Genomic DNA, 13,274 nt, shown 5'->3' on the forward strand with positions numbered 1-13,274 from the left:
GTAGTTTTGGGTTTAATTTAAATAAAACCTACTGCCGTGGCCTGGTACCATACCTATTTCAAAGGACTTCCGCAACGCGCCTGGAAACTGCACCAGGACGAAGAATACACCGATTACGAGGTCGATTTCCTGCGCGATGTGCTTGAAATAACCCCCGAAAGCAAGGTACTCGACCTGCTCGCAGGCTACGGCCGGCATGCATTGCCGCTCGCCGCGCAAGGCACCGCATTGACGTGCATCGACATTTCGCAGGAATATTGTGAGGAGTTGCAGAACATCAGCAGCCAGCAACAGCTCCCCGTGGAGGTGATTTGCGCGGATGTACTCAACTACACCCTGCCGGAAGCGCACTTCGACGCCGCGTATTGCTTTGGAAACAGTTTCAGTTTCTTTCCGAGGGCGGAAATGCAGCAGTTTATCCACCAAATGGCATCGGCGCTGAAAGCCTTCGCCCACGTGGCGATCCACACCGAAAACCTCGCAGAAAGCATCCTGCCCAACTTCCAGGCACGCAACTGGATGCCGGTGCAGGAAGATATCGTTTACCTCGCCGAAAACGAGTACCGGGCTGAAGGCGGCTACATTGAAGCGGAGCAGACATTCATCGCCGGCTCCGAAAAGGTGACCCACAGCGTGCGCCAGCACATTTACACGCTTGGCGAATTGACCTACATGTTCGAACTCGCCGGGCTCACCGTGGTGGGCACATTCAGCAACCTGGAAGCCGATCCGTTCATGCTCGGCGACGAGCAGCTGTACCTCGTGGCGCGCAAGGGCTGATCAATGCGGCAGCCTGGCGCGCATCAGGCCATACACCCACGTACCCGCAATGGCGCTCAGCAAGGTAACCGCCACCGCCGCGTAACCCGCGCCTATCTGAGCGAACAAGGGCCCCGGGCAAGCACCGGTAATAGCCCAGCCGATGCCGAAAAGTATGCCGCCGTAGATCTGGCCTTTGTCGAAAACCTTGTCGGCAATGGACACGGTTTCGCCGGATATTGTTTTGATATTGAACTTCCTGATCAGCCACACCGAAAGCAAGCCCACGCCCACCGCCGAGCCGATCACGCCGTACATATGAAACGAATCGAGCCGGAACATTTCCTGAATGCGAAACCAGGAAACGATTTCGGCTTTAAGGAAAACAATGCCGAAAATGATGCCTACTACAAGGTATTTGAGGTTTGAAATAAATCCTTCGGCGGTATGCTGGCGGTTGGCACCGTCACAGCCGTCCATTTGGATACCGTCAAAATCGGGATGCTCCGTCTCCGTGTAGGCCGCATGTTGCGTACTTTTCTCCATGACTAGATTTGATTAAATGCATTGACTGTCTTGCACTTATAATGCAAGGCTAAGTAGAAAGGGCAGCAGCAAATGCGTGCAGGCAAACCCGCCGATCATAAAGCTCACCGTCGCGACCAGCGATGGCCATTGCAGATTAGACAGCCCCATAATCGCATGTCCCGACGTGCAACCACCCGCATAACGCGTGCCGAAGCCTACCAAAAAGCCACCTACTACGAAGAATATCAATCCTTTCCATGTGAATACATTGGAGATCGAGAAAATGTCGGCCGGCATCAGTCCCGAAAAATCGGAAACACCCAGGGCGGCCAGCGTTTGCCGGGTATCGTCGGCGACGACGATGGCATCCGGGTTGCCCAATGCAAAATTTCCTACAAACCCACCAATCGCGATTCCTGCCACGAAAAACAGGTTCCAGGCCTCTTTCCGCCAGTTGTATTTAAAAAACGGCAGCCCGGCCGGTATCACCGCCGCACAGATATGCCGCAATGACGACGAAATCCCAAACGACTTGTTCCCCAGCAAAAGCAACACCGGCACCGTAAGGCCGATCAACGGCCCCGCCACATACCACGGCCAGGGCCTTTTGAGAAGTTCGATTAAATCCATTTGCTATTAATTAGATAGATATAATATACTAATCGAGTAAAATTTTCTAGACCTTGTTGGGATTGCGCAATTTTATTAATCCAATACCAGAAAAATCGATTTCATTATCGGTGAGCAAGGTAAGGTCATAGACGATAGCAGTTGCAGCTATAATGGCATCGGGCGTTCGAATCTTCTTTTCGCGCCTTAATTTAATGCACATTTCCACAACCTCGGGCGTTAGTCCAAAAACCGAACTGTCGTTGATAAATTCGCCGATTCGCACCTCAAATCCTCCCTTCTATGATAACAGTTCAATTTGAGTAATCACGGATATCTGCGGTATTGAATCAACCACAGAATCCAGCAACCGCCCACCTTCCGGAGGTAGCAGACCTGACAAGTATTTCGAAACAATGTTAGTATCGATCAAATATTGCCCCATTCGCTCCGGACCTGATTAACATGATGAATAAGCTCTTCACCGGCTTCGCGTGGCAGGATTCCCTTGTATTTCTCGGACAACCTCGTTTTCGTCGGCTCGCGGCCATCGTGCAAACGAATGATGTCCATTGCCTCCAAATCCTTTAACAACTGTAACGCATTCTTATGCGTGAGCTCGACAAGCAGCGTTTCCATAAAAACTACCTTTTGATTTTCCCTAATCTACAAATATTCACTCAAAAATCACGCCTCGGTGAGGACTGGGACGTTGGTTTTGGATACTGCGCCGTAGCCGCCTTCGATATTGACTACGTCGTCGATGCCGCGTGATTTGAGGATGGAGGCGGCGACCATCGACCGGTAGCCTCCGGCGCAATGGATGTGCAGCTTCCGGTCTTTCGGGAATTCGGGCATGAGGTCGTTGATATAGTCCAGCGGCAGGTTTCGCGCGCCTTGAATGTGCCCCGAGGCAAACTCGTCGGGCTTGCGGACGTCGATCACTTCCAGGTCACCCGCAGGGTACCGGTCGGCAAATTCTTCCGCACTGACGGACTCGACCTGATCAATTTCCTTACCGGCTTTTTTCCAGGCTTCAAACCCGCCATTGAGATAGCCGATTGTATAATCATAACCCACCCGCGCGAGCCGCGTCACTACTTCTTCTTCCCTGCCCGGCTCGGTCACGATGAGCAGCTGCTGTTTCAGATCGGGGATCAATGCCCCTACCCAGGGCGCGAAACTGCCTTCAATACCGATGTTGATAGAATTTGGGATAAAACCTTCGGCAAAATCGCCTGGCTTGCGGGTATCGAGGATCAATGCGCCGGTATTGTTGGCCTTCGCCTCAAATGCCTCCGGCGAAAATGCCTGATGCCCCCGTTCGAGCACGTCGTCGATGCTCTCGTAGCCGTCGCGGTTCATTTTTACGTTTTCAGGGAAATATTGCGGCGGTTCTGTAAGGCCGGCGGTGACTTCGTGGATGAACTCTTCCTTCGTCATATCGGCCCGCAATGCGTAATTGAAGCGCTTTTGATTACCCAGCGTGTCGGAAGTTTCCTTGCTCATATTCTTCCCGCACGCCGAACCGGCACCGTGTGCCGGGTAAACGATCACATCGTCGGGTAACGGCATGATTTTCGAGCGGAGGCTGTCGAAGAGGATACCGGCGAGGTCGTCCATGGTGAGGTCGCCCTTTTGAGCAAGATCCGGACGGCCTACATCGCCGATAAACAATGTATCGCCGGAAAACAGCGCTACCGGCCTGCCCGATTCATCCAGCAACAAATAACTGGTGGATTCCATCGTGTGCCCCGGTGTATGCAAGGCGCGAATCACGACGTCGCCGAGTTTGAACTCTTCCCCGTCGGTGGCAATATGCGCCTTAAAACCGGTTTGTGCGCCGGGGCCATACACGATTTCCGCGCCCGTTTTTTCGGCCAGGTCAAGGTGGCCCGACACAAAGTCTGCATGAAAATGCGTCTCAAATACATACTTGATCTGCGCCCCGGTTTTTTCGGCTTTCTGAATGTATGGCGCCACTTCACGCAATGGGTCGATGACAGCGGCTTCGCCGTTTGAAACAATAAAGTAAGCGCCCTGCGCCAGGCATCCGGTATATATTTGCTCTATTTTCATGTTGCTGATGTTTTATCGTGGTAAGGTAATGACGGGTAGTCGCCAGGTGTGATCAATAATAGTCAAGTTTTGCCACATATGAGTGGATTTTGGCTTAAAACATAGACCACACCCGACGTCTCCCTACTTGCGCCTCAGCATTTCGAGGCAATAACGTATCGCGATCAGACTATGCCTGAACATTGCTATTACAAAAAGACTTCCCCGAATAATTCCCGGCATAATCAGACTTTAACGACCTTCCATCCCCCAAGGCGGAACCGCCAGATGCCCAGCATCGCCAGCACCGACTCCGCAATAGGTACCGCAGCAAAAACGCCCACCGGCCCGAAATCCAGGATAACGGCCAGTACATACGCAGTCGGGATCTGTACCGTCCAGAATGCGATCAGGTTGAGAACCGTTGGGGTTTGGGTATCGCCCGCGCCATTCAGCGACTGGATCACCACCATCCCGTAGGCATAAAACCCGTAGCCCAAGCAAAGCACCCGCAATGCCAGTTTCCCGGTTTCGACCACCTGGGGCTGCGAGCTGAACAATCCGACAATCGCTTCGGCGCCGATAAACATGACCACCGCCAGCCCCGCCAGGAACATCAGGTTAAACGAAGCACATTTCCACACCGAAGCCTCTGCCCGGTCGGGCTTGTTTGCACCGAGATTCTGGCCCACCAGCGTAGCCGCCGCATTGGCAAGCCCCCACGCCGGCAGCAACGTGAACATGATCACGCGGATGGCAATGGTGTAACCCGCCACCACATCGCTACCGAATTCGGACAGAATGCGCGTAAGGAAAATCCAGCTCGCGGAGCCGATCAGGAACTGTACAGTGCCCCCAGTGGCTACCTTGACGATCGCCGTGATGGTTTCCATATTTGGTTTAAGATCCTCCCACAACAAACCCAGCGCCCGATTTCCCTTTACGAGCGAAAACAGCTGATAACCCACACCGATCGTCCGCCCGGTGGCCGTAGCCAATGCCGCGCCGGTTACGCCCAGCTCGGGAAACGGCCCGACGCCAAAAATGAGGAGCGGCCCTAAAAGCATGTTGAAACCATTGGCGATCATCAGCGAGCGCATGGCCGTTGCCGCCGCACCCGCGCCCCGCAAAGCGCCGCTCAGTGAATACAAAAGCACCACCACCGGACTGCTCAGAAACTGAATGCGCGCAAAATTGGTACCCGTTTCGATCACCTTCTGATCGGCGCCCATCATGCGCAGGATATCACCGGCCAGCCAGAAACCGATCAGCGCCGTGACAGAAGAAACCGCCAGCGAAATGAAAATGACCTGGCCTACCGCATGTCGGGCTTGTGCGGTGTTGCCCTCGCCGGTCCGGCGTGCAATGGTAGCCGTAGCGGCGGTACTCAAACCAATGGCTACGGAATAAACCAGCGTAATCACCGACTCGGTAAGGCCCACCGTAGCGACGGCCTCGGTACTTACTTTTGAAACAAAGAAAATATCGACCACCGCGAACAGCGACTCCATGACCATTTCAAGGATCATGGGTACTGACAGCAGGAATATGGCGCGGTTGATGCTTCCTTCGGTAAAACTTTCTTCGGAGCCACGAATAGCCTCACGAAGCAGTGTAAACCACTTTTTCATGGATAATAAAATTTTGCAATAATGGATAAAATAGAAATTGCACGACCGGCTATGGGGGTCGCAAAAGAGTGCCTGCTAAGCGGCGGAGAATGAGTGGTGGCTAAGTATTAGCCGAAGATGAGCACCAACATAGGCTTAAAGAATTTCGGCAAAGATACAAAACACTTTTTCGAAGAATCAAATAAAAAAATGGATTTGTTAAATGGTAAATGTAATTTCACGAATCCCTGCCGTGAACTTTTGCGCCGGACAAACCGTTGCAACTCTGCCCCTTTTCCGGCATGTGGGCATTGCTATTGCAGGATTGAAGGCCGGAACAAGTCATAAAAACACCAGTGCATGATTGATAAGAAAAAATTATATTCCACAGCCGCCAAAAAGGAAACCGCCGTACTGGTGGCTGTAAGTACTCAGAAACAAAACGCCGAAAAGACAAAGGAATACCTGGAAGAACTCGCGTTCCTGGCTACCACGCTGGGCGTGGAGACGGTCCAGACCTTTACGCAAAATCTCGAACGGACCGACATCCGGACGTACACCGGGAAAGGCAAGCTCGAAGAAATCCTGATTTACGTCACCGCCAATCCGGTGGACATGATCATTTACGACGACGACCTTACCCCGTCGCAGGTCCGCAACCTCGAGGCCGTTTTCAAGGACATCAAGGTGATCGACCGCAGCTTGCTCATCCTCGCCATTTTCGCGATGCGCGCCCAAACGGCCCAGGCGAAATTGCAGGTAGAACTCGCTCAGTACCAGTACATGTACCCGCGACTAACCCGCTTGTGGACGCACCTTAGCCGCCAGTCGGGCGCGGGTGTGGGGATGCGCGGACCAGGTGAAACCGAGCTCGAAACCGACCGCCGGATCGTGAAGGACCGGATTGCGTTCCTGAAAGAAAAGCTCGAAAAAGTGGACAAACAGAGCGTAACCCGCCGAAAAGAGCGCGACCGCCTCGTGCGCGTGGCCATAGTGGGCTACACCAACGTGGGTAAATCGACCCTAATGCGTAACCTTTCGAAAGCCGACGTCTTCGCCGAAAACAAACTCTTCGCAACCGTTGATTCAACCGTGCGGAAAGTGAACATGGAGAATATCCCTTTCCTGCTCACGGACACCGTCGGGTTCATCCGCAAGTTGCCCACGACGCTCATCGAATCCTTCAAATCGACCCTCGACGAGGTGCGCGAGGCGGATATCCTGATGCACGTGGTCGACATTTCGCACGCATCGTTTGAAGAGCACCTGGACGTTGTGAACAAAACACTCGAAGAGATCGGCGCAGCCAACAAACCTTCAATATTGGTTTTCAACAAGATAGACCTTTATAAACCTTCGTACAACGACGAAGAAGAGGAACAAGCCGCCGCGCCATCGACCCAGGAAATACTCGATCAGCTGAAACGCAGCTACATCGCCGAAAAAGCCGACCACGTCGTTTTTATTTCCGCGCAAGAGAAAGAAAACATCGACGAATTGAAGCGGACGCTATTCTCGCTGGTGAAAGAAAAACACTTCTCGATCTACCCGAACTGGCTCGACCTCGGTTACACACCAGTAGAAACGGAGGAATAATCATTTGTAATTCAAATGATTTTTTCCCAGTTTTGCACCCCGAAAACCTCGTTTTCGGGGTAAAATATGACTGCGTAGTTCAACGGATAGAATAGGAGTTTCCTAAACTCTAGATATGGGTTCGATTCCCGTCGCGGTCACGAAGCCAGGCATTTTGCCTGGCTTTTTTGCTGCCCACAAAGAATAGGAGTTTGTCGAATGCGACTCCTACCAAACTCTAGATATGGCCGGGGTCGCGGGCGACTTCGATTCCCATTGCGGTCACAAGCCATGCATTTTTTCTGCTTTTATGTGAGAGAAACATCGCCAGAGCGTGTAGCATATTCTTTTTGTTAATTCACGTAATTCAAGTTCAGGTCGACTTCACTCTGTAAGTATCCCGAAACGACAGACAGTTTGAAATTAGAGATTAAACCTTAATTTTAAACTGATGAAAAAGACCAGATTCACAGAGACGCAGATCGTTTCGATCCTCAAGCAGCAGGAAGCAGGCATCCCAACCAAGGAGATTTGTCGGCAGCATGGCATTTCTGAGGCCACTTTTTACAATTGGAAGAGTCGGTATGGAGGCATGGAAGCTTCCGACGTCAAAAGGCTTAAGGATTTGGAGGAAGAGAATTCCCGGCTCAAAAAGATGTTCGCGGACCTGAGCCTGGATAACCAAATACTCAAAGAGATTTTCGTAAAAAAGGGCTGGGCTCTGCCGCAAAAAGGGAATTGACAGAGGAGATTGTTCGCGAGCACGATATCGCTGTGAGCAGAGCCTGTAAAATCGTTAGCCTTGTTCGCTCTCAATATTATTACAGCAGTAAGAAGGATGATTCTGAGGTAATTGAGTCGTTGCAGGACTTGGCATTCAAACACCCTTCATACGGGTTTAGAAAGCTGTTTGCCTACCTGCGAAGATCAGGTAAGCCATGGAATCATAAGCGAGTTCACCGCATTTATCAAGTTTTGAAGCTGAATAAGAGGCGAAAGGGGAAGCGGCGATTACCCGATCGGGTTAGGCAACCTTTAGCTCAGCCAGCGCAGGTGAATGAAGTTTGGAGTGTCGATTTTATGAGCGACAGTATGGTCGGCAACCGCAAATTCCGAACGTTCAACGTCATTGACGACTGCTCACGTGAGGCATTGGCCATAGAAATCGATACTTCACTTTCCGCGAAGCGGATCATTAGGACTTTGAACCGTATTGGAGAAAGCAGAGGATTCCCAATGGCGATCAGATCGGACAACGGACCGGAATTCACTTCCGGAAATTTCACGATCTGGTGTGAGGAAAAAGGCATTGAAGCCAAATTTATACAGCCAGGCAAGCCAACGCAAAATGGCTATATCGAACGATTTAATCGACTGTACAGAGAAGCTGTATTAGACGCTTATTTGTTCTTCGACCTGGATCAGGTCAGGCAATTAACCGCGGAATGGATTGAAGAATATAACCAGCGACGACCACATGAAGGACTGGGCAATTTGACACCATTTGAATGGAAGGAATCGCTGGTGAAAAAGAAAATTCACCACCAAATGACTGTCTGAGAAACGGGGTACTTACAACTCCTCTTTGAGGGATCTTCTCCCAATCTCTTTCGATGCCGAATAATAAACTAGTGGTATCACACGAGTTTTATTTCAGTAGAAATTATCAAACTATTTCTTGGAGTGTTATCGTCAAACCACTCTTCACAGTAAAATAATCACTATTCAAATGGACTTTAAAGATCAAATTAAACAGTTCAGTGAGCGCGTAAGTAAACTAAGGGACAGCATCCATACGGAAGAGGCCACGAAGAACGCATTCATAATGCCATTCCTTCAAATTTTGGGGTACGATGTATTTAATCCATTAGAAGTGGTTCCCGAATTCATATGCGATATCGGCATTAAGAAGGGTGAGAAAATTGACTATGCGATTTTTAGAGACGGATCTCCCATAATTCTTGTTGAATGCAAGCACTGGAAGCAAAAACTGGATGTTCATGACGGTCAGCTACTAAGGTACTTTCATGTTTCCAAAGCGAAATTTTCAATACTAACTAATGGTACAGTCTTTCGATTTTACACTGACTTAGTAGAACCAAACAAAATGGACGAAAAGCCATTTCTTGAATTCAATATTGAAGAAATCAAGGATGGACAAATTGAGCAACTTAAAGAATTTCACAAAGCATACTTCGACGTCGACAATATCTATCAGTCTGCTAGTGAATTAAAATACATAAATGAAATTCGCCACCTAGTCACACAGGAGTTCAACGAACCTAATGACGAATTTGTGAAATATTTTGCGAGACAGGTGTATCCGTCCGTAATGACGTCGAAAGTTGTAGATGCGTTCAGAGCACTCGTAAAAAGGACAATCACAAACATAATCAACGATACAATTAACGAACGACTGAAATCTGCCATTGCGAAACACGATGCACCAATCCAGGAAGAGCCCGCGCCAGGAACAATGACCGTGGCAAATAGCAGCCCAGGCAATCAGGATAAGGAAATCGTCACTACCGACGAAGAGCTTGAAGGTTTTTACATCGTCCGCTCAATCCTGCGCCCTAAGATTCCAGCGGCTCGGATTACTCATCGGGATGCACTTTCGTATTTTGCTATTTTTGTTGACGACAATAATCGGAAGCCTGTTTGTCGACTATATTTGAACAGTCCAACCAAAAGGCACATTGGCGTTTTCGACTCCGACAAAAAAGAGACGAAATTCGAGATCAAAACAATTGACGATATCTACAATCACTCAGAATCGCTAACTAAAATTGTCGAATTGTATTTGGACACTAAGAAATGAGTATTACGCTAGCTCGCAAAAGCCAGGTATGTTTGCCTGGCTTTTAGCGCTCTGCCAGTCGATATGCTAACAACGCACTTACCTAAATCCGCTAAATCCAACCGGTAGATCATCTACCAACTAAACCATTTCTCAGAAACACTTAGTGCAAAGCACGCTTCAAGTATTGCGATCGTATTTCAGCAACAAACAGCTTTCCAATGAAAAAGCATTACGATGTCATCATCATGATGACTTCATTCTTCCTCATCTTCGTGTTTTTCTTCACTGGCGTTTGGGCGTTTTCAGAGAAGATCGGCGATGGGTCATGGAACGAGCAGATATTCATCGGAAGTGGAATCGGCGTTGTAGTTGCCATTGTTACATTTATCGTCTCGCTAATCTGGACATTTGTGAGAGGATGGAAATAATTGCAACTCTCTAAATACAAAGCAAGTAACCTCCCCCACCCGGCGACTTATTAGGACGCTTAACATTTTCCAGCGCCTAATTCCATGAAAATAAAACTCTTATCTACGCTACTTCTCATCACATTCGCGAGCGCGTTTGCGCAGCAGGCCGCGAACCGCCCGACGGTGGTAGCGGGCTTTCCCGTCAATTACAATGAAGATTCCGTCGGAACGTACACATTGCCGGAGTTGCTCAAAACGGCCGATGGTAAGCCCGTGACGACGGCCAGGCAATGGACCGAGAAGCGCCGGCCTGAACTGCTGCGGCTGGCGGAAGAGAATCAATTCGGGAAAATGCCGCCCAAGCCGAAGGATTTGTCATTCCATGCGTTCGATGACGGCACGCCGGCTTTCGATGGGAAGGCCATTCGCAAGCAGGTGACGGTGTATTTTACCAAGGACACGTCGGAGCATAGGATGAACCTGCTGATCTATACCCCCGCAAAGGCCGTGAAACCCGTGCCGCTGCTGATGAACATTTCATTTACAGCCTACAACCAGATTATTGACGATCCCGGCTTACGCGTGGGCGAGATTTGGAACAAGGAGGGCAAAAAAGTGAAGGCCGACAAGCCGACGCCATTTGGAAAACTGAATGTGGAGCAGTTTATCGACGCCGGGATCGGCTTTGCGACCGTGTATTACGGCGACATCGAACCCGATTTTAAAGACGGGCTGACGCATGGCATCCGCAAAACATACCTCAAACCCGGCCAAACGGAGCCGGCCGCCGACGAATGGGGCGCCATTTCCGCCTGGGCCTGGGGACTAAGCCGGGCGATGGACTATTTCGAGACCGACCGGCAGATCGACACCAAACGCATTGCATTGCAGGGCGCGTCGCGGCTCGGGAAGACGGTGCTGTGGGCCGGCATTCGCGATCCGCGGTTCAAAATGGTGATCGCCAGCATTTCCGGCGAGGGCGGGGCGGCATTGGCCCGGCGGAATTACGGCGAGACGATCCGTCACATTTCCGACCCGTCGCGGTACTTGTATCAATTTGCGCCCAATTACCACGGCTGGGCCGGGCGCGTGAACGACATGCCGATCGACGCGCACATGCTCGTGGCGCTCATGGCCCCCCGACCGCTGCTGCTGCAAACCGGGAGTACGGATTACTGGTCCGATCCGAAAGGAGAATTTCTGTCCGCCGTCGCGGCAGCGCCTGTTTACCGCCTTTTCGGAGAAACGGCACCGTCGACTTCTGCGACAATGCCCGCAGCTGGCGACACCGCTTTGCTCATGAACCGCCTCGGATATTTCATGCACGAAGGCGGGCATACCGTGCTGCCCGAGGACTGGCAGCTCTTCATACGCTACATGCAAAAGTATTTGTAAAAAGTCTTTGCAGGCTACTCAAAGCCGCGAAGCGTCGCCGGGCAGGCCGCTGGTTGCACGAATGATTCTTCGTGTAGCTCCGTGGGCCGTCCTACTATACTTCGTGGCTTTTTGATATATCTAAAATCAAACGAACGTGGTTCAATGCAAACGTTTGCATAAACTTGCATTTATAGTTGCTTTATCGGATTTAAATATTTTATTTTGGCTCAAATTCAGTCATTTCATATTTATTAAAATATTTTAAAATAATATTTTCATCATAAACTCAGATTATTAGAAATGTCAAATATTGATCAAAAGATAAAAGTGGCGATCGTGGGCGTAGGCAACTGTGCAAGTTCGCTCGTGCAGGGGGTTGAATACTATACACGCTATGCAGATAAAACCTCTGGCCTGATGGCCGACAACATCGGCGGCTACCACGCGGAAAACATCGAATTCGTCTGCGGATTTGATGTCGATGAACGCAAAATCGGGCTGGAATTGAAGGATGCCATTTTCACCAAACCCAACTGCGCGATCGAGCTCTATACTGATATTAAAAGTGAAGCGCCTATCTACCGCTCGCCAGTTCTGGACGGTGTTTCGCCACAAATGCGCTCCTACCCCGCCGAAAACCGCTTTGTGGTGAAGGATGAGTTAAAAGAAACCGATTTGCTCACCAGCGGTGAACGGTACAATGCGGAACTCACAGCCGGCATTCGCGAAGAAATCGTCGCCCGCCTGCAAGCGCATGAGGCGGAAGTGCTGATCAATTACCTGCCCGTCGGCTCGCAGCTGGCTACGGAATTTTACGCCGGAATTTGCCTCGAACTAGGCATTTCGCTTGTGAACTGCATTCCGGTTTTCATCGCCTCGGACCCGGAATGGGAGCAGAAATTCATCGACGCGGGCATTCCGATCATCGGGGACGATATGCGCAGCCAGTTTGGTGCGAGTATTTTGTCGCAAATGTTGCAGGAACTTGCCTTTGAACGCGGCCATCACGTGAAGGCGCACATTCAGCGGAATGTAGGCGGCAACACCGATTTCCTCAATATGGAAGACAAAAACCGCCTGAAATCGAAGAAGATATCAAAAGAGAATGTGATCCGCGCGCAAAACGACATCCGGGGGATTTCTACCGCCGACAGCTTCCTGCACGCCGGTCCTTCCGAATACATCGCTTTTTACGGAGATAATAAAGTAGCCAATTTCCGGCTGGAACTCGAAGGCTTTATGGGCTCGCCCGTAACGCTCGATGCCCAGCTTTCGGTGCAGGATTCGCCTAACTCGGCCGGGGTGGTAATCGACGCCGTGCGCTATGTGTATGTTGCGCGCGAAATGGGGCTTGTGGGCGCATTACGCGGACCATCGGCTGCCACACAAAAGACGCCGCCGCAGCAAATGATGTTCGCCGACGCCACTTACGAATGCCACGCATTAGCCAAACGCGAGCTTACGGCATCGACCCGGAAACAGCTCAAAATGAGCCCCGTAATGGCCGATAGAATGGATTAAAAACGACAGACTTACTTTCCTAAA

13 protein-coding genes and 1 tRNA gene are annotated in these 13,274 nt (G+C 50.5%); 8 read left to right on the plus strand and 6 right to left on the minus strand.

All coding sequences use genetic code 11. The annotated features are described in order from the left end of the window. Positions 1-36 precede the first annotated feature (36 nt). The gene (locus tag DFER_RS15410) at positions 37-780 is read left to right on the plus strand and encodes a class I SAM-dependent methyltransferase (RefSeq protein WP_015812577.1); all 744 of its coding nucleotides are present in this window, start codon (positions 37-39) and stop codon (positions 778-780) included. On the opposite strand, the gene DFER_RS15415 is transcribed toward DFER_RS15410, so the two are convergent. The 6 genes from DFER_RS15415 to DFER_RS15440 all read right to left on the minus strand — a co-directional run bounded on the left by DFER_RS15415 (position 781) and on the right by DFER_RS15440 (position 5,585). Further along, a complete protein-coding gene (locus DFER_RS15415) occupies positions 781-1,239 on the minus strand; it encodes a DUF6691 family protein (protein WP_015812578.1) in 459 nt (152 codons plus the stop codon). A 102-nt stretch (positions 1,240-1,341) separates the two neighbouring features. After that, positions 1,342-1,917, minus strand: coding sequence for a YeeE/YedE family protein (locus tag DFER_RS15420; RefSeq protein ID WP_015812579.1), 576 nt, complete (start codon positions 1,915-1,917; stop codon positions 1,342-1,344). Between the two features lie 46 nt (positions 1,918-1,963). Next, positions 1,964-2,119 (minus strand): PIN domain-containing protein, encoded by a 156-nt coding sequence (locus tag DFER_RS30915; protein WP_374754564.1) that lies wholly within the window; start codon positions 2,117-2,119, stop codon positions 1,964-1,966. Positions 2,120-2,325: 206 nt separating this feature from the next. Continuing rightward, positions 2,326-2,535 (minus strand): hypothetical protein, encoded by a 210-nt coding sequence (locus DFER_RS15430; RefSeq protein WP_015812580.1) that lies wholly within the window; start codon positions 2,533-2,535, stop codon positions 2,326-2,328. Between the two features lie 48 nt (positions 2,536-2,583). Next, entirely contained in the window at positions 2,584-3,975 is a 1,392-nt protein-coding gene (locus tag DFER_RS15435; protein WP_015812581.1) for an MBL fold metallo-hydrolase, read from the minus strand. A 224-nt stretch (positions 3,976-4,199) separates the two neighbouring features. Then, the gene (locus tag DFER_RS15440) at positions 4,200-5,585 is read right to left on the minus strand and encodes an MATE family efflux transporter (protein ID WP_015812582.1); all 1,386 of its coding nucleotides are present in this window, start codon (positions 5,583-5,585) and stop codon (positions 4,200-4,202) included. Between the two features lie 339 nt (positions 5,586-5,924). Between DFER_RS15440 and hflX the strand changes: the two genes are divergently transcribed. The 7 genes from hflX (at position 5,925) to DFER_RS15480 (ending at position 13,250) form a co-directional block, all read left to right on the plus strand. Further along, positions 5,925-7,160, plus strand: a complete 1,236-nt coding sequence (gene hflX / locus DFER_RS15445) for a GTPase HflX (protein WP_015812583.1) — start codon at positions 5,925-5,927, stop codon at positions 7,158-7,160. 68 nt (positions 7,161-7,228) lie between these two features. Further along, positions 7,229-7,300 (plus strand) — tRNA-Arg (locus tag DFER_RS15450). Positions 7,301-7,590: 290 nt separating this feature from the next. After that, a protein-coding gene (locus DFER_RS15460; protein WP_222837289.1) for an IS3 family transposase occupies positions 7,591-8,699 on the plus strand; the annotation gives its coding sequence in 2 pieces (ribosomal slippage) (positions 7,591-7,840 and positions 7,840-8,699; 1,110 coding nt in all). Between the two features lie 169 nt (positions 8,700-8,868). Further along, the gene (locus DFER_RS15465; RefSeq protein ID WP_015812584.1) at positions 8,869-9,960 is read left to right on the plus strand and encodes a type I restriction endonuclease; all 1,092 of its coding nucleotides are present in this window, start codon (positions 8,869-8,871) and stop codon (positions 9,958-9,960) included. A 200-nt stretch (positions 9,961-10,160) separates the two neighbouring features. After that, entirely contained in the window at positions 10,161-10,370 is a 210-nt protein-coding gene (locus tag DFER_RS15470) for a hypothetical protein (RefSeq protein WP_015812585.1), read from the plus strand. Between the two features lie 84 nt (positions 10,371-10,454). Then, positions 10,455-11,747, plus strand: coding sequence for a glucuronyl esterase domain-containing protein (locus tag DFER_RS15475; RefSeq protein ID WP_015812586.1), 1,293 nt, complete (start codon positions 10,455-10,457; stop codon positions 11,745-11,747). A gap of 282 nt (positions 11,748-12,029) precedes the next feature. Continuing rightward, complete coding sequence (locus tag DFER_RS15480) at positions 12,030-13,250, plus strand: inositol-3-phosphate synthase (protein ID WP_015812587.1); 1,221 nt, start codon at positions 12,030-12,032, stop codon at positions 13,248-13,250. Positions 13,251-13,274: the final 24 nt, after the last annotated feature.

This window comes from Dyadobacter fermentans DSM 18053 (assembly GCF_000023125.1).
GTDB classification, from domain to species: Bacteria; Bacteroidota; Bacteroidia; order Cytophagales; family Spirosomataceae; genus Dyadobacter; species Dyadobacter fermentans.